Genomic DNA, 19,885 nt, shown 5'->3' on the forward strand with positions numbered 1-19,885 from the left:
GATTAAGTTTTTTCATTCTTTGCCACCTGTGTGGCGTCGTTTCTCGTTTCAAAGCGATAAGGGGGATCAGACATGGCCAGTCGAGATTGGTCCATCGAAGGACGTTACGTCGAATACTGCAGCTGCGACCTCGGGTGCCCCTGCGAATCCATGTCGCCGCCGACCCAGGGACACTGTACGGGAGCGGTCGGCTTCATTGTCGACAAGGGTCACTGCGACCAGGTGAAGCTGGACGGCATGAAGGTCGTCGCGACCTTCTTCTTCCCGCGCGCGATCCATCACGGCGGCGGGCACATGCAGCCGATCCTGGAGAGCACGCTGAGCGAGCAGCAGACAGACGCGATCTTCTACATCCTGACCGGCGAGGATCAGCCGGTCGGCACGATGTTCCAGATCTTCAGCGTGATCGTCGAGCATCATCACGATCCGATCTTCACAGAGATCGACTTCGACATCGACGTCGCCAAGCGTACCGCGAGTATCCAGGTGCCCGAGCTGCTGCGCACGCGCAGCGAGCCGATCCGCAACCCGGTCACCGACAAGGAGCACCGGATCCTGACCGTCCTGCCCGACGGCTGGGTGTTCCACGAAGCCGAAGGCGCGGCGGGCTTCGCCAAGAGCGTGGGCGAGCTGAAGTTTGACCTCAGCCAGAGCCACAGCTCGATGGCCTACGTCGCGTGGGGGCCGACCGGCCTGAAGTACGACCTGCGGGAAACGCGGGAGCGCTTCCCGCTCCACTGAGCGGGGACCCCAGCCCCAAGGGCAGGTCATGAATCAAGCGAACCCGCTCGAGGGCGTGCTCAAGCACGACCGCGCGGTCGTCGTCGCCGCGCTCGCTCTCGTCCTCTGCCTGAGCTGGGTCTATATCCTGGCCGGCGCCGGCATGGGCATGTCAGCCCTCGGGATGTCGTCCCTCGACATGGCCCTCGGTAATGCTCCCCAGGCCATGGAAGGCATGGGCGGCGCGATGAGCGCCATGGCGACTCCGGTCGACTGGAACGCTGGTTACGCCGCGCTGATGTTCTTCATGTGGTGGGTCATGATGATCGCCATGATGCTGCCGAGCGCCGCGCCGATGATCCTATTGCACGCGGTGGTCGACCGCCGGGCCAAGGCGCGGACGGGCGCCGCTGGCGGGCCATGGCCGACCGCCGCCTTTACGCTCGGCTATCTCCTCGCCTGGGGCCTCTTCAGCGCCCTCGCCGCCACGCTGCAGTGGTCCTTCGAGGCGGCTGGGGTTTTGTCGCCCATGATGATGAACAGCACGAGCACGCTTTTCGCCGGGCTTATCCTCGTCTTCGCCGGCGTCTACCAGCTCACGCCGATCAAGCAGGCCTGCCTGCGGCACTGCCGCGGCCCGATCGCTTTCCTGTCGCGGCACTGGCGCGCCGGCGCCGGCGGCGCGCTCAAGATGGGCCTTCACCACGGGGCCTACTGCCTCGGCTGCTGCTGGGGGCTGATGGCGATCCTGTTCTTCGGCGGAATCATGAACCTCTATTGGATCGTGGGTCTCGCCCTCATCGTGCTCCTCGAAAAGCTCCTGCCGCTCGGACCGAGACTGAGCTTCGCGACCGGCGGCCTGCTGATCCTCTGGGGCGGCTCCTTTCTCTTTCGCGCGCTCGCCTGATCGGACCGACGGATTGACCAGGCCGCCGCCCCGGCGTTGGGGAGGAAGAAGAGGCCCGGGACGTATCAGGTAGGGAGGCGAGCGGTCCTCGAGACCGCAACACCCGCCCGACCCAGGGGAGCTGGCTCTATGAAGAAGATCCTGCTTGCGAGCCTCCTGAGCGCCGCGCTGCTGGCGCCCAGCGTCGCGCTTGCTGGCGGCCGCCACCACGGCGGCCATCATCACGGCCACCGGCACCACGGCCATCACCATGGTCACGGTCACGCCGCCGGCTTGCTGATTGGCGCCGGCATCGTCGGCGGCGCCCTGGTGCTCGGCACCTTGCTCTCACGGCCCCATCGCCACGATCCAGCGCCGGTCACCCGGCGTCCGGTGACCTGCGAGGAGGAAGAAGTCTGGCGACGCCTGCCGGACGGCCGGATCCAGACCGGAACCCTCCGTCGCTGCTACTAGATCAGAGACGCGAGGCGATCGACCTCCGGCTCCTGGGCCGCGCAGGACCGCGCCGCCTCGGGAAAAGCTCCCCGTTCCTCCGCGAACGAATGCTACGGGTTAGTCATACATCAGATCATGCCGCTGAAATCGAAGCGTGGGCGCAGAGCCGCCACGCGCTATTGCGTCGTTGGGCGCAGCGATCCGTATTCAGGCCATTGAGCGCCACCCTGGCTCATGAGCAGTGCGTCAGCATTGCTGATTTCTTGGCACGCCTGGCCGTTGTCACCCACTTCCGTGCACCGCCAGTTCTCCCCCATCAGGACTTCTCCAATACAAGCGCTGTGGAAGAAATGGCCACAAGGCAGTGCTCTTCGGACGTTCACTCTGCCGTCGGATTGACCGCATTTTATGCACCGGGGTTGAAACGACATGTCCACCTCGTCAATCATTATGAGAATGATCGCGTTTGGCCCAACTCCAGATTGCAGCAACGATACACAGTCCAATTTCAGGGCTCAAGCGCATCAGCTTCATTGGAAACAGCTCGATCCCGCCGCCGTGGAAAAGGAATGGGGCAGCCCGAAGGCCGCCGCACCCCTGCTTCGCGTTAGAGCTACTGGTTCGGCAAAGCCGCGGCGCTCTTCGCCAGGCGCACCAGGTTGATGAACTCGGCGCGGTAGCCGAAGGGGTCCGCGCCCTTGGCGCCCTGGGCCAGATCGATCACCTCGTCGTAGCCGTAGGCCCCGGTGTACTTGCCGCCCTTGAGCAGCTGGCCGAAGGCGGCCACCGCGGTCGCGAAGCGGGCCTCGCGGGACCTTGCCTCACCAGCGTCGAGGGCCGCTTCCTGGTCCAGGGTGATCGGCGCGGTGATCAGGGTCGAGCGATCCTGTTGCGGCAGCTTGTAGCGGATCTTGAGGAAGGCGTACTCGTTGCCGAAGTCCGTCTCGCTCTCGGCGCCGCCGCTCGCATAGCGGCTCGGCCCGATCAATTCGTTGCCGCTGCCCTTTGGCGTGATCTCGTAGATCGCGGTCACCGTGTGGCCGGCGCCGATGTCGCCGGCGTCGACCTTGTCGTTGGCGAAGTCCTCGCGCTCGAGCGCCCGGGTCTCGTAGCCGATCAGACGATACTCCGAGACCGTGTCCGGGTTGAACTCGACCTGGATCTTGACGTCCTTGGCGATCGGGAAGAGCGTCGAAGTCGCCTCCTCGACCAGCACCTTACGGGCCTCGTTCAGGGTATCGATGTAGGCCGCCACGCCGTTGCCATTCTGCGCCAGGGTCTGCATCAGGTGGTCGTTCAGGTTGCCCTGGCCGAAGCCGAGCACGGAAAGGAAGATGCCGCTGGCCCGCTTGCGCTCGATGAAGCTCTTGAGCTCTTCGCGGTCGGTGATGCCGACGTTGAAGTCGCCGTCGGTCGCCAGGATCACCCGGTTGACCGCCTCGGGATCCAGATTGGCTTCGGCAAGGGCGTAGGCCTGGCGGATGCCTTCGGCCCCGGCGGTCGAGCCGCCGGCCCTGAGCTGATCGAGGGCGGCCAGGATCTTGCCCTTCTTGGCCGCCTTGGTCGGCTCCAGGACCGTGCCGGCGGCGCCGGCGTAGACCACGATGGCGACGCTGTCCTCGGGACCGAGGGTGTCGAGCAACAGCTTGAAGGAGTTGACCAGCAGCGGCAGCTTGTCCGGCGCGTTCATCGAGCCCGAGACGTCGAGCAGGAAGACCAGGTTGCTGCGCGGCTTCTCCGCCGGCTCCAGGTCGTAGCCCTTGATGCCGATGTGGATAAGCTTGTTGCCCGCCTTCCAGGGGCTGGGCGTCACCGTGACGCTGGCGGCGAAGGGCTTCTCCCGGCTCTCCGGCAGGGGATAGGCGTAGTCGAAGTAGTTGATCAGCTCCTCCACCCGGACCGCCGCCTTCTGCGGCAGCACGCCGCTGTTGAGCTGGCGGCGGACGAAGGCGTAGGAGGCCGTGTCGACGTCGATCGAGAAGGTCGAGACCGGGTCCTCGACCACCCGCTTGACCGGGTTCTGCGCGATCGCCTGAAACTGGTCCCGGCCGACGTCGCGGTAGTGCGGCGGCGCGGCCTCGTCGAGGCTCGCCTGCCCGGCCGGAGCGGCCGGCGCCATGGACTGCAGACTGCGTTCGGCGCGCTGTGACCGGCTCTCTTCCAGGGCGGTCACCATCGGGGCTGACGGTTCAGCCGGCCGAAAGTCTTCCTTGGACTTGGCGGGGGCGGGCACCGGGGTGGCGGCCGACTGGTCCGTGCGCCGGTCGGCGAGCGCGGCACCGCGCTCGCGCTCTCCGGCCACGCGGCCGGGCTGGGGCGTATCGATCATGCGCTGCTGGTGCAGCGGCCAGATCGACATGGTGAAAAGGCCGGCGGCCAGCATCAACAGCAAGGCCATGGCCGTGCCGCCATAGGCAAAGGTCCTCGTCATAGGTCGTCCTTTCGATCGCGTTCTGTTGCGACCGGTAAGACGTCCGAGCCAGCCGAATCCTTTGTGGCGAGAATGTGATTTCTGCTTTTCCCCGGCTTGGGCCTGATCGAAAGCGGCCAGGGCCAGGTTGATCGCCTCCTTGCGCGCGTTCTCCTCGGGCGGCGGCACCGCCTCGGCCTCGAGGATCTCTCTCAGTTGCCGTTCATCCATGGCGGGCTTCCCTATCGCGCAGCGGCCTCAGCTTCTTGCGCGCCTCGTGGATGTACCAGGAGACCGTGCTCTCGCGGCAGTCCATGGCCTCGGCCGCCTCGCGATGGCTGAGGCCCTCGCTGAACACCAGAAAGATCGCTTCCCTCTCCTTCTCGGGCAGGGCGCGGATCCGGGCCAGCACCTGGTTTGCGAAGACCGTGTCCTCGGCGGCCGGCGCCTGATTGAGGGCCGCGTCGCCCCGGTCCGGATCCAGTCCGTCGCCGGCGTGGCGGGCCCGCGACCGGGCCCAGTCCTTGGCAGTATTGATCACCAAGGGATAGAGCCAGGTAAGAAAGCCGGAGCGGAACTGGTAAGACCCGAGGCTGCGCGCCAGCTTCACGCAGACGGACTGAGCGATGTCCTGGGCGTCCGCGCGGCTGCCGCACCACTTGTAGGCCATGCGGTAGATAGCCTCGTAGTGACGGCGCAGCAGGGCCTCGAAGGCGGCCCGGTCGCCGCCCTGCGCGCGCTCGATCAGCTCTCTTTCCGAGGCTTCCGTCATTCCAGCCGGAGACTTTCACATCCGCGGTTCGACCATGAGACGATCTAAATGAGGCAATCCTTGGAGAAAAATCTCATGACAACCCCGACAGGGTTAACAGGCTGAAAACTCTGGAATTCTCGCCACTTGACAAAAGGGTCGCCGCCGGTGTTTCTATCCCTACGCGCCGATTTGAAGCTTAGCTTGCGGGCGCTTAATAAATGCGGCTAAAGCGAGCGGGAGCACCGCCCGGCAGAGCCGCGGCGGTTTTTTTGTGCCCGTGACCGCGCAGAGAAGACCGCCATTCGCCGTGGACCGAGGCCAAGAAGGAGAAGCCCCGATGACCGATCAGAGCCAGAAGCCGGAAACCCTGGTGCTTCACGCCGGATACCGCAAGGACGACCGCACCAATGCGGTCGCCGTGCCGATCTACCAGACCACCTCCTACCAGTTCGACCATACCGAGCACGCAGCCAACCTCTTCGCGCTCAAAGAGCTGGGCAACATCTACAGCCGGATCATGAACCCGACCTGCGACGTGCTGGAGCAGCGCGTGGCCGCGCTCGACGGCGGTGTTGCGGCGCTGGCGGTTTCCTCCGGGCAGGCGGCCTCGGCGATCGCGATCCAGAACATCGCCCAGGCGGGCGACAACATCGTCTCCTCGACCGACCTCTACGGCGGTACGTGGAACCTCTTCGCCAACACCTTCAAGACCATGGGCATCGAGGTCCGCTTCGTCGACCCGGCCGACCCGGAGGGCTTCCGCCGCGCCAGCGACGAGAAGACCCGCGCCTTCTACGCCGAGACCCTGCCGAACCCGAAGCTGACAGTCTTCCCGATCGCCGAGGTCGCCGCCATCGGCAAGGATCTCGGCATTCCCCTGATCGTCGACAACACGGCGGCGCCGATCATCTGCAAGCCGCTGGCGCACGGCGCCGACATCGTCGTCTACTCCACGACCAAGTACATCGGCGGCCACGGCACCTCGATCGGCGGCCTGATCGTGGACGGCGGCACGTTCGACTGGGCGGCCAACGCAGCGCGCTTTCCCATGCTCAACCAGCCCGACCCGAGCTACCACGGCGCGGTCTGGACCGAGGCGGTCAAGCCGCTGGGCCCGATCGCCTACATCATCAAGGCCAGGGTGACCCTGCAGCGCGACCTGGGCGCCGCCATGAGCCCCTTCAACGCCTTCCTCTTCCTCCAGGGCCTGGAGACGCTGCCGCTCAGAATCCGCGAGCACTGCCGCAACGCCGAGACCGTGGCGCGGTTCCTGGCGGACCGGCCCGAGGTCACCAAGGTGATCCATCCGAGCCTCTTCGAGGGCGAGCAGAAGCGGCGGGCCGAGGCCTATCTGGGCGGCCAGAACGGCGGCCTCGTCGGCTTCGAGCTGAAGGACGGCAAGGAGGCCGGACGCCGCTTCATCGACGCCCTCGAGCTGTTCTATCACGTCGCCAATATCGGCGACGCCCGTTCGCTGGCGATCCACCCGGCGACCACGACCCACTCACAGCTCTCGCCCGAGGAGCAGCTGGCCAGCGGCGTTTCCGAAGGCTACGTCCGCCTCTCGGTCGGTATCGAGCATATCGACGATATCCTGGCGGACCTGGAACAGGCTCTCGGCCGGATCGCGGGGGCCTCGAAGGCGGCCTGAGGGACACCATATGTCAGGGCCGTGATTTCCGCCCCGGGCGCGCGCCGTGCTAGGCTGTGCGCTCCGGGCGGGACCTCCAGGAAGCCGCAGTTCAGAGGCCCGCATTTGAGGACGCCGAAAACCGATGCCGATCAAGATCCATAACGACCTCCCGGCCCGCCAGGTGCTCGAGCAGGAAGGCGTACAGATCATCCGCGAATCCGACGCCATACGTCAGGACATCCGGCCGCTCAAAATCGCGCTCTTGAACCTCATGCCCAACAAGATCCGGACCGAGACCCAGATCGCCCGTCTCGCCGGCTCGACCCCGCTGCAGGTCGAGATGACCTTGCTGAAGACCGGATCCTACACCTCGCGGAACACCCCGGAACGCCACCTGATCGACTTCTATCACACCTGGGACGAGGTCAAGGGCCAGAAGTTCGACGGGCTGATCGTCACCGGCGCGCCGGTCGAGACCATGCCCTTCGAGGAGGTGGACTACTGGGACGAACTGGCCGGAATCATCGAGTGGTCCCAGGCGAACGTGTTCCGCAGCTTCTACATCTGCTGGGGCGCCCAGGCGGCGCTGCATCACTTCCACGGCGTGCCCAAGCACCTTCTCGAGCGCAAGATGTTCGGCGTGTTCCGGCACAGGATCACCCGGCCGAACTCCGACCTGCTGCGCGGCTTCAACGACGAGTTCTCGATCCCCGTCTCGCGCCACACCGAGACCCGGGTCGAGGACATCCCGGAGAAGCCGGGGCTTCACGTCCTGGCCGAGTCCAAGGAGTCGGGGCTCTGCCTGATGGAGGACCTGTCGCGCAAGGCGATCTATATGTTCAACCACCTGGAATACGACGCGGACACGCTTAAGACGGAGTACGACCGCGATGTCGCCGCCGGCGAGCCGATCCATGTTCCGGTCAACTACTACCCCGACGACGACCCGGCCAAGGAGCCGGTGAACCAGTGGCGGTCCTACGCCCACCTTCTCTTCTGGAACTGGATCAACGAGATCTACCAGGGCACGCCATTCGACATCGAGCGCATCGGACGCCGGCGTGCGAAGGACAAGACCCTGGCGGAAGCGAGCTGAGCGCGGATTTGCGCCGAGAACCGACCCCATGACCGACGAGCGGCTGCCCGCCGAGCTCTGGATCAAGGCGCATATCCGCCGCTGCGACCTCGAGGGTATCCCGGCCACGATAGCGCACCGCGGCGAAGCCACCGGCGGGACCCTGCTGCTCAAGATCAACCAGCTGGAGAAGGGCTGCCGCGTGCTGACCCAGATCCGGGACCTGGACGGCCGTTTGGCGTGGCTGCCCGCGCTGAAGGGCGCCCTGGTTGAGGAAGCCGAGGCGGACGCCTACATCAATCGTGCCGTGGCGCGCGACCCGGACTTATGGGTGCTCGAGATCGAGGAGCGCGACGGCCGCCACCCCTTCGAGGGCGAAGTCCTCTGAGCGGCGGCCGTTGCCGGCTGGCGCGACGATGAGACCCGGGCGCGGACCGGGAGCATAGCAGCAGGACGCCTCGTTCCAGCCCGAGAACCGTGAAACCACGAAAGCTCAACTCCGGCCTCGGCCATCGCCTGGTCCCCGTCAGTTCCGAAGGGTGCGACGGGGGTGCGGCATCATGAACGAGCTGACCGCGCTGGGCGGCCTGTTCGCCGCGGCGTTCGGCGCCGCCACCCTGCTGCCGTTCCAGTCGGAAGTGGCCTTGGGAGCGATGTTGGCGGCCGGGTCCGCGCCGGTCTGGAGCCTTTTCGTGGTCGCCTCGATCGGCAATACCCTGGGCTCGGTGGTGAACTACTGGCTCGGCCTGGCGATCGACCGCTTCGAAGGCCGCTGGTGGTTCCCGGCGAACCGCAACCAGATGACCCGGGCGCGGGAGTGGTACGGCCGCTGGGGCGTGTGGAGCCTGCTCATGTCCTGGGCACCCTTCGCCGATCCGCTGACCGTGGTCGCTGGCGTGCTCAGGACGCCGTTCTGGCTTTTTCTCGCCCTCGTGGCCGTAGCGAAGTCCGGGCGCTACGCCGCGGTCATCTGGCTCTGCGACACCGTTAGCTGGTGCTGAGATCGCCCGATCGACACCCGGAGGTTCGAGGAGAGATGATGGACAACCGAAGTCAACTCATGCCGCCCCGCCTGACCAGCCACGCGGGCGCACCGCGACGGGTCGGCGTCGAGCTCGAGTTCGCCTCCCTCTCGGCCGAGGCCGGTGCGCGGGAGGTGCAGGCGCTGTTCGGCGGCACGCTCGAGCAGAAGGATCCGCACCGCTTTCTGATCCGCGACACTGCTCTCGGCGACTTCAGCTGCGAACTGGATCTGCAGCTCGCCCACCGGCCCGACGACCGGGAGGCCGACCGCACGGACCCCCTAGACCTCCTGCTCCGCGAGTTCCAGGAGCCGCTGCGGACCTTCTTCGGGGATGTCAGCTCACTGATCATTCCCTGCGAGATCATCTGCCCGCCAATTCCGCTCGAGCAACTGCCGAAGCTGGAGCCGCTGCCGGACTCGCTCCGCCGAGCGGGCGCGGCCGACACACGGGCCAACCCGATCTACGGCTTTGGGGCGCAGCTCAACGTCGAAATCGCCGAGGGCGGCGTCGACTGGATCGTCGCCATGCTCAAAGCCTACCTGTTGATGTCGGACTGGCTCCGGGCGGTCATGCAGATCGACCTGACGCGCCGCGTTGTCGCCTTTACCAACCCCTTTCCGGTCGCCTACACGGGGCACGTGGTCGATCCCGACTACTGGCCCGACCGGGACCGACTGATCGACGACTACCTGCTCTACAACCCGACGCGCAATCGGGAGCTGGATATGTTGCCGCTCTTCTCATGGTTCGACAGACCGAAGGTGGACGGGGCCACGGACGACCCGAGAATCAAGGATCGGCCGGCGTTTCACTATCGCCTGCCCGACGCCAACTTCGGCCAGCCGGGCTGGGGCCTCTTGCTGGAGTGGAACCGCTGGTGCGTGGTCGAGCGCCTCGCCGAGCAGCGGACGCTGCTCGACGACATGGGCAGGGCCTATCGCGCGAACCGAGAGCGTCTGATCCCGGAAAACTGGGCGATCCGCGCGAGTGAATGGCTGATGACGGCATGAGCGGACGCCGCCGCAAACGCCCCGTCGTCGGCGTGACCAACTCGCGCCGCAGCCACGTGATGTGGTGGTTCTACTGGCTCTCCATGCGGCTGTTCGGCGTCAAGCCGGTTCGCCTCGTCGCGCCGGTGCGGAATCTCGATCCCCACAAGTTCGACGGCCTGATCATCGGCGGCGGCGACGATATCGGCGCCGAGATCTACGACGGCCAACCGACCCTCGACGTGCGGATCGATCCGGAACGCGACGCTCTGGAGCTAGCGCTTCTACGCCACGGGACGGACGAGGGTATGCCCGTCCTCGGGGTCTGCCGCGGCGCACAGATGCTCAACGTCTACCACGGCGGCTCGCTGCATCAGGACATGCTCGCGGTCTACACGGACCATCCGAAGCTCTGGACCCCCCTGCCCCGCAAGAGGCTCCACTTGGTCGATGACAGCAAGCTCGCCGGACTGATGCGCGACGAGGACGTCACGGTCAACAGCCTGCACCGTCAGGCGATCGACGTGGTCGGGCAGGGCCTGCGCGTGACGGCCCGGGACGAGTATGGGACGGTCCAGGCCGTCGAGGACCCCACGGCCGAGTTTCGCGTCGGCGTTCAGTGGCATCCCGAGTTCATGATCCACCACGGCACCCAGCGGCGCCTCTTCGAAGGTTTCGTCGAAGCGGTGCGCCGCTACGCGGCAGGCCGGCGGTAGCCGCCGACCGGTAACGCTACACGACAAGACAGGGACAGGGCGCGAGGGCGGCCACTTTCTGGGAGACGCTCCCGAGCAGAAGGCCCTCCAGGCGGCCGCGGCCTTTGCTGCCCACGACGATCAGGTCCGCCTTGCAGTCCTCGGCCGCCTTTATCAGCTCCCGGGTCTGATTGCCGTCCTTCGTGACCGTCGTGATCTTGCCGTCCGCGACCCCGGCCTGGAGCGCGTGTTCCCGCGCCTTGCCGAGTACCTCCTGGCTCAGCTTCTCCATGATGGTCTTGGGGTTTTCCTTGAGGTGCTCGGTCGCGCTCATGTTGATCGCCTGCTCGGCGATCGCCGAGACCTGGACGACGTGGGTGAGTATGAGTTGGGCACCGAAGGACTTGCTCAAGGTGGCGGCGACGGTGACCGCCTTGATCGCCGATTCGGACCCGTCCACACCGACGAGGATGTTCTGGAACATCGTCCCTGTTTCCCTAGCGAGGTTGTACTTTCCGCCTATCATAGACCGGACCGCGGCGAAATCATCGTGTCCCGGTTTTGCTCCGTTCAGGACAGCAGCAAGCCGCCGTCGACATCAATGGTACTGCCGGTCATGAAATCGTTGGTGACCACCAGCATGATCGCCTGGGCGATCTCGTCGGCGGTGCCGGCACGGGGGATCAGGATGTCGGCGGTCGCCTTCTTGTAGTGGGCCTCGCGCTCGGCGCCTTCGAGCGACACCATGGGCGTGTCGATCAGGCCGGGCGCGACCACGTTGATCCGACGTGGCGCAAGCTCGGGCGTGACGCCGCGCACGAAGGCCTCGACGGCACCGCCGACCGAGCCGATGGCGATCTGGCCGGGCCTGATCTTGCGCGCCGGCGTTCCGGAGACCAGCACGATGCAGCCGTCATCCGGCAGATGGCCGGCGCCGAAGCGCACGACGTTGGCATAGCCCCAGAGCTTGTCGAACGAGCGCTGGTAACCGTCCATGTCCATTTCCAGAAAGGGGCCGACCGCGCGCGCGCCGCCCGTCGCCGCACTGATGAGGATATCGAAGGGCGCCAGCTTCTCGAACAGCGCCTGCACGGCGCCGCGGTCGCGAACATCGCACTTCTCCAACGTGATTCCCGGACCGGGGTCTCCCGCCTTCGAGGGATCGCGGCTGATCGCGACCACGCTCGCCCCCGCGTCGGCCAGTCGCCGCGCCGTCGCCAGCCCAATGCCCGAGGTACCGCCGAAGACGATGGCCTTCTTGCCCTTCACATCCACCTTTCACTCTCCCCCGTCCGCTGTCATCGAAACGCCTTGCCGCCGACCATGCAACGGCCGGCGAAGCGATGCAATCGGCAAGCCGTCATCGCCCGCACTAGCAGCGCAGCCCGGCCTGGGCGAAAATGTCATCCTCCGCAATGAGCAGGCACTGAACACAGGAAGGGGAAATTACAATGGCCAGCGGCTTCGTGAGATTGCTTCCCGGCGGCGACCCGGCGACCGGTTTGCAGCCCTCGGACATGGTCGCGCCGGAAGCCTTCACCGGCGACGACAAGACGGAAGTGAACCACGCTTTCTTCGCGACCCAGGACGAGTCGATCCTGTCGGGAGTCTGGGAGTGCGCCCCCTGCCTGGAGGAGATCGAGAGCTACCCGGTGCACGAGATGATGAGCGTGATCTCCGGCTCGGTCACCCTGACCGACGCCGAGGGCAAGTCCGAGACCTTTACGGCAGGCGATGTCTTCTTCGTGCCCAAGGGCACCAAGTGCACCTGGCACATCACCGAGACGCTGCGCAAGTTCTACATGATCGCCGCTTAGGCAGACCGGATGCGGCAGTCTCGGCGGTCGGCTCTCGATCTTTGCGACGAGACTGCGGTCACATGTTGGGGTCAATCTTCTGAGCGATGATGTCGGCCGACAGCAAGATCGCCTCCTCGTCGCCGATGTTCTGCCACCAGTGGGCGACGCCGACCGACTCCATGACCGAATCGCCGGTCTTGTGGGCGATGGGGATGATGCATTTGCTGTTATGCTCGAGCACCGTGCCCTGGAGGATGTAGACGATCGAGGGCCGCTTGCTGTGGTCGTGGAACGGCACCGTGCCGCCCGGCTGGATCGTGAAGCGGCGCAGGCGGAAGGAATGGTTATCCAGCTTGACCGCCTCGCGCCCGAGGTAGATCGACGAGAGCTCCTCGACGACCACCCCGACGTACTTCGTCGCGGCGTTCTCCAGCGGGTTCTCGCCCCGCTTGTCCGCCGGGCATTCGCCGGCCAGGGCGGTCGATGAGACCGAGACGGCGGCGATGGTCAAGAGACCGGCGAGCAGCAGCAGCTTGAACAGCAGAGTCTGGCGCAGAGTCAGGACGTTCACGGCAAATGCCTCCTTGCTTGGGTCGCCCATTTACGTGCGGAGGGGCGGCCCTGGTTTAAAATGCCGCGTATCGATAGTTTTCATGCCCGAGCGCTATCGCGGCGGAGCCATCGGCGGAATGCGCCCTTCCGGCCGTTCGCCAGGCTGGTTGCCACGCGCCACGGGGGGCGGCTAATCTCCCCCTCTGATCCGTTGGAGACTTTGAGGACACCATGGCGCGGCCCAAGGAGCACCCCTTCCTGAAGCAGGTACCGGCCCGGCCCGAGGCCCGGCGGCCCGAGACCCTGGGCGCCTATCCTCAGGTCCGCATGCGGCGCAACAGGACCGACGCCTGGAGCCGTCGCCTGGTCGCGGAATCGCGTCTCGCGGCCGACGACTTCATCTGGCCGGTCTTCGTCCAGGGCGCGGGCGGCGAAAGCGAGGTCGAGGCCATGCCCGGGGTGCGCCGCTACGGCCTGGACCGGCTGCTCGACGCGGTCGGGCCGGCGTCGGATCTGGGCATTCCAGCCGTCGCGGTCTTTCCCCACATGACGGACTCGGAGAAGACCCCGGACTGCGCCGAGGCCACCAATCCGGACAACCTGGTCTGCCGGGCGGTGCGCCTGCTCAAGGACGCGCTGCCCGAGGTCGGCATCTTCTGCGACGTGGCGCTCGACCCCTTCAACAGCCTCGGACACGACGGCCTGGTCGAGGACGGCAGGATCCTGAACGACGAGTCGGTCGAGATCCTGGTCAAGCAGGCCCTGGTCCAGGCCGAAGCCGGCTGCGACGTGATCGCGCCCTCTGACATGATGGACGGGCGGATCGGCGCGATCCGCGAGGCGCTCGACCAGGCCGGCTTCCAGGACGTCAAAATCTGCGCCTACTCGGCCAAGTACGCCTCGGGCTTCTACGGGCCGTTCCGCGAGGCGGTCGGCTCTGGTGGCGCGCTGGTCGGCGACAAGAAGACCTACCAGATGGACCCGGCGAACTCCGACGAGGCGCTGCGCGAAGTGGCGCTCGACCTACAGGAGGGCGCCGACATGGTCATGGTCAAGCCCGGCCTGCCCTATCTCGACGTCGTGCGCCGGGTGAAGGAGACGTTCCAGGTGCCGACCTTCGCCTACAACGTGAGTGGCGAATACGCCATGCTGAAAGCGGCGGCGGCCCAGGGCTGGCTCGACTACGACAAGGTCATGCTGGAGTCCCTGGTGGCCTTCAAACGGGCCGGCGCCGACGGGATTCTGACCTACGCGGCCCTCGAGGCGGCGGAGCGGCTCAAGGCCGGCTGACCGGATCCGGCCGATGAACCTGCCGCCTTTCGAGCTCGAGCGCTACTTCGCGCGCTACGAGTTCACCACCCGCTACCTGCTCTGTTCCAGCGACTGCGAGTCCATGACCCTCAGCGAGTTGCTGGCCTTCGAGACCGGCGCGGCGGAAGGTCTCCAGGATCTCTGGCTCGGCTACACCGAGAGCCAGGGCGATCCGGCGCTGCGCGGCGAGATCACCGGGCTCTACGAATCGGTCTCGGCCGACCAGGTCTTGGTCCACACCGGAGCGGAGGAAGCCATCTTCGCCTTCATGAGCGCGGTGTTGGAGCCAAGCGATCACATCGTCGTCCAAACCCCCTGCTATCAGTCCCTGAAAGCCGTCGCAGAGACACGCGGGGTCGCGGTGACCCAGTGGGCCGGCGACCCTGCCGAGGGCTGGGCGCTCGACCCGGACGACCTGAAGCGCGCGCTCCGCCCCGACACCAAGGCCGTCGTCCTCAACTGCCCGCACAACCCGACGGGCTATCTGATGCCGCGGGACCGGCTGGAGGCCGTGGTCGAGACCGCGCGCCGTCACGGCCTCTGGCTCTTCTCCGACGAGGTCTATCGCGGCCTCGAGTACGACGCGGCCGACCGCCTGCCGGCGGCCTGCGACGCCTACGAGAAGGGCGTCTCCCTGGGAGTCCTCTCCAAGACCTACGGTCTGGCCGGCCTCAGGATCGGCTGGATCGCGACGCGCGACCGGGCGGCGCTGGAGGCCACGGCGGCCTTCAAGGACTACCTGTCAATCTGCAACGCGGCCCCGAGCGAGTACCTGGCACGGATCGCGCTCAGGAACGCGCCCGCGATCGCGGCGCGCAATCTCGCCATCATTTCGGCGAACCTGGATCACCTGGACGCCTTCTTCGCCAGGCAGGCGGGCCGCTTCGACTGGCGCCGGCCGCGCGCCGGGCCGATCGCCTTCCCTGCCCTGCGCGACGGCGCGGTCGAGGAGTTCTGCGCCAGGATCGTGGAACAGGCCGAGGTGCTCTTGATGCCCGGCACGGTCTATCACACCGATGCGCCGCATTTCCGCATCGGCTTCGGCCGAAGGAACCTGCCCGAAGCCCTGGGGCGGCTGGAAGCCGCCCTCGCCGGCGCGTGACGGACGAACTTGGTTAGGCGAGCACGGCCTCGATGAAGCGCAGCGCGCAGGTCTCGTGCCACGCCGTCTCGTCGTCGCGGCCGTGGAACCCGACATGCCCGCCCGAGTCCGGAAACAGCGTGACCACGCTCGGGCTCTGCGACCAATCGAAGGCCTCGTAGCTCGAGAAGGGAATCCAGGGATCGTTGCGCGCGGCGATCGCCAGAAGCGGCACGCTCACGCCAGGCAGGAAACGGCTGGCGCTGCAGCGGGCGTAGTAGTCGTCAGCGCCGTCGAAACCGCCGCGCGGCGCCACGAAGGCGTTGTCGAAGTCGTAGACGTGGCGGGCCCCGAGCAGCGCCTCGCGTTCCTGCGCGCTGAGCGCCGTGCCTTCAGTCAGGCACTCCTGCTTCATGCGGCGCAGGAGATACCGGTGATAGATCCTGTTCCGCGGCTCCATGATGCGGCGCTGCGCCGCCTTGAGCTCGATCGGCGCCGAGAGCGAGACCGCGCCGTGCAAAGGAAACTCGGCACCGTGCTCGGCAAGGAACTTGATCATCATGTTGGCGCCGAGCGACGAGCCCATGAGCACCAGGCCTCGGTCCAGCAGCGACAGCGACTCGCTGTTAAGCGCGCGCAGGGCGTCGCGCAGGTCCTCGCTCCGCCCGGCGTGGTAGCGCTCGCGGCAGAGCGGCCCGGAAGGCCCGGCGCCGCGCAGATTGAGACGCAGGACCGGAAAGCCGTGACGCAGGAGCTTGGCCGCGGCGCTGCGGATGTGCAGCGAATCCTCGCAGCCGGTCAGCCCGTGAACGAGCACGACCAGGGGCCGGCTGCCGGCCTCGGGCGGCCGGTTGATCATGGCGGCCAGGCGGTCGCCGGTGCCGTCGCGGAGATCGAGGATCAGGCGCTGACCCGGCCACGCGGAGAGGTCCGCCGGCCGCGCGACCAGCATATTCCGGACCGTCTGGAGATCGCCGGTAAGCCACGGGAACCGCGGCCTGAATACGGGAAAGGCATCGGGCGTGAGGGACGCCGGCGCCGGCTTTTCCCGCTCGGGTCCGCCGTCGAGCGCCGAAAGGCGCGTCTCCGCGTCAGCCATCGGCCCCCGGCAGGAGCCGGTTGCCCCGGCGCAGGAAGACCAGGATGAGGCAGCCGTTCGGCGATACCGAGGCGTGGCGCGAGCCTGCAGCGTAGCTTACGAAGTCACCCGCCTTCAGCACGTGGCCGTCGCAGTCCTCCAGTTCCCCTTCGAGCACCATGAATTCTTCGATCGCACTGTGCTCGTGCGGTTGTGAGCGCGCGCCCGGCGCAAAGCGCAGCAGAAAGCAGCCGCCGCCATCAGCGTCGCTGTCCGGGCTGAGCGGCAGCCAGGTCAATCCCGGGATCGCCTGCCCGTAACGATCGTAGCTCCTGAACGCCGCCGCGCCGGTGGCGACGATCCGGCGCAGCCGCGGATCGAGAAGTTCCGCGTTGATTCCGGGCGGCTCGGCGGTCATGCGCGGGCGGCCGGCGGGTCGTCGTAGACCTCGACGAAGGTCTCGGAATGGAAACCGTTGAAGCGCGTGGCCAGAGCGTTGGAGTAGGCCCCGAGACAATCGATCTCGATCCAGTCGCCTTCGTCGGCATCGTCGGGCAGACGGAAGGGCGACGGCATGACATCGAGGGAGTCGCAGGTCGGCCCGTTGATCGAGAACTCCTCGAAGTTCGTGCTGACCGCGCCGCCGACCCGGATCAGACGGCAGGGCAATTCGACCCCCACCTGGTTGATCTCCGATAGGCTGCCGTAGATCCCGTCATTGAGATAGAGCTTGTTGTCCTTGCGCAGCTGGATCTGCGCCAGCAGGGAGCAACCCGCCGCGGTGAGCGCCCGGCCCGGCTCGGCGAAGACATCGACCGTCGGCTTGAGGGCAATCTCCTTCAGGCCCTGCCGGATCTGCTCCATGTAGTCCTCCAGCGGCGGCACCTCGATGTTCGCGTAGTTGGCAGGGAACCCACCACCGACGTCGAGACAGGCCGGGTCGACGCCGGCGGCCTCGATGGTCTCGCCGAGCAGAACGATCGCGGAGCGATAGGCCGCGGGATCGCCGCACTGCGAGCCGACGTGGAACGCAGCCCCGGTGCGGTAGCCCTTGTGGGCCGACGCGCGCATGAGCTCGACGGCCTCGTCGGGCGGCGCGCCGAACTTGTCGGCCAAGTGAACCAGGGTGCCTTCCGCCGGGGGCGTTGCGACGCGCACGACGATGACGAGGTCTTTGCCGTCGATTTCCTGCTCGATCTTTTCGAGCTCACCCATGTGGTCGACGACGAAATGGCGGACGCCGTAGACCGAATAGGCGTTCTTGATTACCGCCCGACCCTTGACCGGGTGCATGAAATAGGGCGTGGCATCGGGAAAACCTTCGCAAATCTGGGCGATCTCCGGCAGCGACGCCGTGTCGAAATGGCGGATGCCGGCCCTGTGCAGCGCTTTCAGCACCATGGGATGGGGATTGCATTTGACCGCATAGAGCACGGTGCCGGGAAACAGGCTGATGAACTGCCTGGTGATGGCCTCCAGGATCTTCGGTCGAACGCAATAGACCGGATAGCTCGGCTCGAGCGACATGGCCACGGTTTCTACATCCGGGAAACCGCGGTCTTTCTCGGCGGCCGCGAGGTTTATGGTCCCTCTCATCTGATCCTTCGCAATCTCTTCAAGTCTCGGAGCGGGGCCTCCCGGCGTGCGGCGCTTCGGCCCCCTCTGGTCAATGCGATTGAATAAACGCCAGTTTGCCAGAGGTTCAATGAGCAGACAGTGAATTAGTGCACCATCGCCCTTTGGTTCGCTCTCGCGCGCCTGCAACGGGCCCGGGGCGGCGGTCCGCTCGGCTCGACCCGCTTACATGGGCAGCGGGGGCAGGATTGGAAGGGGTCTCACGGAAAATCGAGTGACGGCAGACCGCTTGGCGCCTCACTCGGCCGCGTCTCGGCGGCCCCGAGCCGGGCGATATCCGCTCTGCCGCACCAAGGCGCGCACTTCCGTGCTCATGATGACCTCTTTATCGCGCAGGTAGCTCTCGTGGTTCTTCTCTATATCGCCCAGCAGGTAGCGGTAGTTCACCATGATGCCGGCCGATTGCTTCAAGCCCCGCGGCGAAGTGTCGGCCAGCCAGTTGATCCGCTCGAGGCGGGCGCCGTTGCGCAGATGGAACCGCGCGACAGGATCCTGCGGCCGGCCGTCCCCGCGCCGCGACACGAGATAGCGCGCCGCCAGGCAGAGCAATGGATCGGCCAGCAGGGAGGCGAGCTTCGGGTCGCGGTGCCAGTCCAGACGCTCGAGGATCCCCTCCAACAGGGCCTGGGCGTCGGCCGCCTCGGAACCGCCGGGCAGCTGGCGCAGGATGTCGAGGTCGAGGCAGGTGGCGATGACCTCCGGTTCGGCCTTGCGCAACCAAGCGCGAAAGCCGGGCACCGGCGACAGGGTCACGAAGGTCTTCAGTTGCGGAAACTCGCCACTGATGCGCTCGACCACGCGCTTGATCAGGTAATCGCCGAAGGCAATTCCGCTCAGGCCGGGCTGGGTGTTCGAAATGGAGTAGAAGACGGCGGTGTCCGCCTGCCCCGGGTCGCTCTGAGGCGCCGCCTCGTCGAGCAGCGACTGGACGTTGCCCGCAATTCCCCGGCCGAGCGCGACCTCGATGAAGGCCAGGGGTTCATCGGCCATGCGCGGATGGAACAGCGCGTAAAGCCGTCGATCCGAGTCGAGCCGGTTGCGCAGGTCGTCCCAGGAACGGATCTCGTGCACGGCCTCGTAGGCGATGAGCTTCTCCAGCAGCGAGGCCGGCGAATCCCAAGTGATCCTCCGCAAGTCCAGAAAGCCGACGTCGAACCAGGACTCGAGCAGCGCGCGGAGGTCCCGCTCGAGGCCGCGCAGCTGCGCATCTCGGTCATCCAGGGAGAGCAGGTCGTGGCGCAGGTCGGCCAGAAACTTGACCCCTTCGGGCAGCACGTTGAACTGCGTCAAGAGACGCACGCGGGGCGGCGCCAAGGCTTCCCGGAGAATCTCGGCCGCCTTCAACCGGCCCGGTTCGGCGTCGGCCCGGCCATAGGCGTCAATCGCGGTCGATACCGCCCCATGATCGATATCGAAATCCCGCGCCAGGACCTCCAGGAAAGTCCGTTTGCCGGCGACGTCGAGATCGAGATAGGTGCGGCCGAGCTCGGCTGCGCGCAGACGCGCCGAAACCTCGCCGCCGCGGGCCTCGAGGCATTCGCTCATCAGGCGCCGGAACGACCGCGCGTCGCGCGCCGGGTCGGCTGCCAGGCTGAGGCCCACGCTGCGGGCCGCGCCGGCCGCGACCTCGCGCCACGCAGTCGAGAGATTGTTCAGGGCCCGTTCGAAGAAGCCTTCGTTCTGCTGCTCGCTCATCTTTCCTCGCTCACCCCCCATCAGACGCAGGCGCCCGACGCGGGTCAAGCCTCCCGGCCTGCCGGGTGGTCAAAGGCCCTCGGCTGGACTA

Annotated in this window: 21 protein-coding genes; 12 read left to right on the top strand and 9 right to left on the bottom strand. The window is 66.6% G+C overall.

The window, feature by feature from the left end; genetic code table 11:
* The first annotated feature begins 72 nt into the window (after positions 1 to 72).
* The 3 genes from QNJ67_08935 to QNJ67_08945 all read left to right on the top strand — a co-directional run bounded on the left by QNJ67_08935 (position 73) and on the right by QNJ67_08945 (position 2,080).
* Positions 73 to 741: a DUF1326 domain-containing protein gene (locus tag QNJ67_08935; GenBank protein MDJ0609090.1), complete on the top strand. Its 669-nt coding sequence runs from the start codon at positions 73 to 75 to the stop codon at positions 739 to 741.
* 28 nt (positions 742 to 769) lie between these two features.
* A complete protein-coding gene (locus tag QNJ67_08940; protein MDJ0609091.1) occupies positions 770 to 1,627 on the top strand; it encodes a DUF2182 domain-containing protein in 858 nt (285 codons plus the stop codon).
* 129 nt (positions 1,628 to 1,756) lie between these two features.
* Positions 1,757 to 2,080: a hypothetical protein gene (locus QNJ67_08945; protein ID MDJ0609092.1), complete on the top strand. Its 324-nt coding sequence runs from the start codon at positions 1,757 to 1,759 to the stop codon at positions 2,078 to 2,080.
* 595 nt (positions 2,081 to 2,675) lie between these two features.
* Here the strand turns inward: QNJ67_08945 and QNJ67_08950 are convergent.
* Both QNJ67_08950 and QNJ67_08955 read right to left on the bottom strand, forming a co-directional pair.
* Entirely contained in the window at positions 2,676 to 4,703 is a 2,028-nt protein-coding gene (locus tag QNJ67_08950) for a VWA domain-containing protein (protein MDJ0609093.1), read from the bottom strand.
* The gene (locus QNJ67_08955; GenBank protein ID MDJ0609094.1) at positions 4,696 to 5,244 is read right to left on the bottom strand and encodes an RNA polymerase sigma factor; all 549 of its coding nucleotides are present in this window, start codon (positions 5,242 to 5,244) and stop codon (positions 4,696 to 4,698) included. Before QNJ67_08955 ends, QNJ67_08950 begins: the two co-directional genes overlap by 8 nt.
* Before the next feature lie 319 nt (positions 5,245 to 5,563).
* Between QNJ67_08955 and QNJ67_08960 the strand changes: the two genes are divergently transcribed.
* The 6 genes from QNJ67_08960 (at position 5,564) to QNJ67_08985 (ending at position 10,664) form a co-directional block, all read left to right on the top strand.
* On the top strand, positions 5,564 to 6,877 hold the full coding sequence (locus QNJ67_08960; protein ID MDJ0609095.1) for an aminotransferase class I/II-fold pyridoxal phosphate-dependent enzyme: 1,314 nt from the start codon (positions 5,564 to 5,566) through the stop codon (positions 6,875 to 6,877).
* Positions 6,878 to 7,001: 124 nt separating this feature from the next.
* The gene (gene metA / locus QNJ67_08965; GenBank protein MDJ0609096.1) at positions 7,002 to 7,955 is read left to right on the top strand and encodes a homoserine O-succinyltransferase; all 954 of its coding nucleotides are present in this window, start codon (positions 7,002 to 7,004) and stop codon (positions 7,953 to 7,955) included.
* Positions 7,956 to 7,983: 28 nt separating this feature from the next.
* Positions 7,984 to 8,322: a DUF1491 family protein gene (locus QNJ67_08970; protein ID MDJ0609097.1), complete on the top strand. Its 339-nt coding sequence runs from the start codon at positions 7,984 to 7,986 to the stop codon at positions 8,320 to 8,322.
* A gap of 172 nt (positions 8,323 to 8,494) precedes the next feature.
* Positions 8,495 to 8,935 (top strand): YqaA family protein, encoded by a 441-nt coding sequence (locus QNJ67_08975; GenBank protein ID MDJ0609098.1) that lies wholly within the window; start codon positions 8,495 to 8,497, stop codon positions 8,933 to 8,935.
* Between the two features lie 38 nt (positions 8,936 to 8,973).
* Positions 8,974 to 9,969: an amidoligase family protein gene (locus tag QNJ67_08980; GenBank protein MDJ0609099.1), complete on the top strand. Its 996-nt coding sequence runs from the start codon at positions 8,974 to 8,976 to the stop codon at positions 9,967 to 9,969.
* Positions 9,966 to 10,664, top strand: coding sequence for a gamma-glutamyl-gamma-aminobutyrate hydrolase family protein (locus QNJ67_08985; protein ID MDJ0609100.1), 699 nt, complete (start codon positions 9,966 to 9,968; stop codon positions 10,662 to 10,664). Before QNJ67_08980 ends, QNJ67_08985 begins: the two co-directional genes overlap by 4 nt.
* A 16-nt stretch (positions 10,665 to 10,680) precedes the next feature.
* Here the strand turns inward: QNJ67_08985 and QNJ67_08990 are convergent, their stop codons facing one another.
* Both QNJ67_08990 and QNJ67_08995 read right to left on the bottom strand, forming a co-directional pair.
* Entirely contained in the window at positions 10,681 to 11,127 is a 447-nt protein-coding gene (locus QNJ67_08990) for a universal stress protein (protein MDJ0609101.1), read from the bottom strand.
* An 86-nt stretch (positions 11,128 to 11,213) separates the two neighbouring features.
* A complete protein-coding gene (locus QNJ67_08995; GenBank protein ID MDJ0609102.1) occupies positions 11,214 to 11,918 on the bottom strand; it encodes an SDR family oxidoreductase in 705 nt (234 codons plus the stop codon).
* 176 nt (positions 11,919 to 12,094) lie between these two features.
* Between QNJ67_08995 and QNJ67_09000 the strand changes: the two genes are divergently transcribed.
* Positions 12,095 to 12,460 carry a cupin domain-containing protein gene (locus tag QNJ67_09000; GenBank protein ID MDJ0609103.1) on the top strand — a complete coding sequence of 122 codons (366 nt, stop codon included), beginning with the start codon at positions 12,095 to 12,097 and terminating at the stop codon, positions 12,458 to 12,460.
* Positions 12,461 to 12,518: 58 nt separating this feature from the next.
* On the opposite strand, the gene QNJ67_09005 is transcribed toward QNJ67_09000, so the two are convergent.
* Positions 12,519 to 13,013, bottom strand: a complete 495-nt coding sequence (locus QNJ67_09005; GenBank protein ID MDJ0609104.1) for a cupin domain-containing protein — start codon at positions 13,011 to 13,013, stop codon at positions 12,519 to 12,521.
* A gap of 212 nt (positions 13,014 to 13,225) precedes the next feature.
* Here QNJ67_09005 and hemB point away from each other — a divergent pair, with 212 nt between their 5' ends.
* Together hemB and QNJ67_09015 are read left to right on the top strand one after the other, a co-directional pair.
* Positions 13,226 to 14,284, top strand: coding sequence for a porphobilinogen synthase (gene hemB, locus QNJ67_09010; GenBank protein MDJ0609105.1), 1,059 nt, complete (start codon positions 13,226 to 13,228; stop codon positions 14,282 to 14,284).
* A gap of 13 nt (positions 14,285 to 14,297) precedes the next feature.
* The gene (locus QNJ67_09015) at positions 14,298 to 15,407 is read left to right on the top strand and encodes an aminotransferase class I/II-fold pyridoxal phosphate-dependent enzyme (protein MDJ0609106.1); all 1,110 of its coding nucleotides are present in this window, start codon (positions 14,298 to 14,300) and stop codon (positions 15,405 to 15,407) included.
* Positions 15,408 to 15,420: 13 nt separating this feature from the next.
* Here QNJ67_09015 and QNJ67_09020 read toward each other — a convergent pair whose 3' ends face one another.
* The 4 genes from QNJ67_09020 to QNJ67_09035 form a co-directional block, all read right to left on the bottom strand.
* Positions 15,421 to 16,485 (bottom strand): alpha/beta fold hydrolase, encoded by a 1,065-nt coding sequence (locus QNJ67_09020; GenBank protein MDJ0609107.1) that lies wholly within the window; start codon positions 16,483 to 16,485, stop codon positions 15,421 to 15,423.
* The gene (locus QNJ67_09025; GenBank protein MDJ0609108.1) at positions 16,478 to 16,882 is read right to left on the bottom strand and encodes a cupin domain-containing protein; all 405 of its coding nucleotides are present in this window, start codon (positions 16,880 to 16,882) and stop codon (positions 16,478 to 16,480) included. Before QNJ67_09025 ends, QNJ67_09020 begins: the two co-directional genes overlap by 8 nt.
* On the bottom strand, positions 16,879 to 18,060 hold the full coding sequence (locus QNJ67_09030; GenBank protein ID MDJ0609109.1) for a type III PLP-dependent enzyme: 1,182 nt from the start codon (positions 18,058 to 18,060) through the stop codon (positions 16,879 to 16,881). The genes QNJ67_09025 and QNJ67_09030 overlap by 4 nt, the downstream gene beginning before the upstream one ends.
* A 276-nt stretch (positions 18,061 to 18,336) precedes the next feature.
* Positions 18,337 to 19,794, bottom strand: coding sequence for a malonyl-CoA decarboxylase (locus QNJ67_09035; protein MDJ0609110.1), 1,458 nt, complete (start codon positions 19,792 to 19,794; stop codon positions 18,337 to 18,339).
* Positions 19,795 to 19,885 lie beyond the last annotated feature (91 nt).

It is taken from the genome of Kiloniellales bacterium, from assembly GCA_030064845.1.
Classification (GTDB): domain Bacteria; phylum Pseudomonadota; class Alphaproteobacteria; order Kiloniellales; family JAKSDN01; genus JASJEC01.

Coding starts and splice junctions, on each gene's coding strand:
- QNJ67_08935 (MDJ0609090.1), top strand. CDS start 73: ATGGCCAGTCGAGATTGGTCCATCGAAGGACGTTACGTCGAATACTGC.
- QNJ67_08940 (MDJ0609091.1), top strand. CDS start 770: ATGAATCAAGCGAACCCGCTCGAGGGCGTGCTCAAGCACGACCGCGCG.
- QNJ67_08945 (MDJ0609092.1), top strand. CDS start 1,757: ATGAAGAAGATCCTGCTTGCGAGCCTCCTGAGCGCCGCGCTGCTGGCG.
- QNJ67_08950 (MDJ0609093.1), bottom strand. CDS start 4,703: ATGGATGAACGGCAACTGAGAGAGATCCTCGAGGCCGAGGCGGTGCCG.
- QNJ67_08955 (MDJ0609094.1), bottom strand. CDS start 5,244: ATGACGGAAGCCTCGGAAAGAGAGCTGATCGAGCGCGCGCAGGGCGGC.
- QNJ67_08960 (MDJ0609095.1), top strand. CDS start 5,564: ATGACCGATCAGAGCCAGAAGCCGGAAACCCTGGTGCTTCACGCCGGA.
- metA (MDJ0609096.1), top strand. CDS start 7,002: ATGCCGATCAAGATCCATAACGACCTCCCGGCCCGCCAGGTGCTCGAG.
- QNJ67_08970 (MDJ0609097.1), top strand. CDS start 7,984: ATGACCGACGAGCGGCTGCCCGCCGAGCTCTGGATCAAGGCGCATATC.
- QNJ67_08975 (MDJ0609098.1), top strand. CDS start 8,495: ATGAACGAGCTGACCGCGCTGGGCGGCCTGTTCGCCGCGGCGTTCGGC.
- QNJ67_08980 (MDJ0609099.1), top strand. CDS start 8,974: ATGGACAACCGAAGTCAACTCATGCCGCCCCGCCTGACCAGCCACGCG.
- QNJ67_08985 (MDJ0609100.1), top strand. CDS start 9,966: ATGAGCGGACGCCGCCGCAAACGCCCCGTCGTCGGCGTGACCAACTCG.
- QNJ67_08990 (MDJ0609101.1), bottom strand. CDS start 11,127: ATGTTCCAGAACATCCTCGTCGGTGTGGACGGGTCCGAATCGGCGATC.
- QNJ67_09000 (MDJ0609103.1), top strand. CDS start 12,095: ATGGCCAGCGGCTTCGTGAGATTGCTTCCCGGCGGCGACCCGGCGACC.
- hemB (MDJ0609105.1), top strand. CDS start 13,226: ATGGCGCGGCCCAAGGAGCACCCCTTCCTGAAGCAGGTACCGGCCCGG.
- QNJ67_09015 (MDJ0609106.1), top strand. CDS start 14,298: ATGAACCTGCCGCCTTTCGAGCTCGAGCGCTACTTCGCGCGCTACGAG.
- QNJ67_09020 (MDJ0609107.1), bottom strand. CDS start 16,485: ATGGCTGACGCGGAGACGCGCCTTTCGGCGCTCGACGGCGGACCCGAG.
- QNJ67_09025 (MDJ0609108.1), bottom strand. CDS start 16,882: ATGACCGCCGAGCCGCCCGGAATCAACGCGGAACTTCTCGATCCGCGG.
- QNJ67_09030 (MDJ0609109.1), bottom strand. CDS start 18,060: ATGAGAGGGACCATAAACCTCGCGGCCGCCGAGAAAGACCGCGGTTTC.
- QNJ67_09035 (MDJ0609110.1), bottom strand. CDS start 19,794: ATGAGCGAGCAGCAGAACGAAGGCTTCTTCGAACGGGCCCTGAACAAT.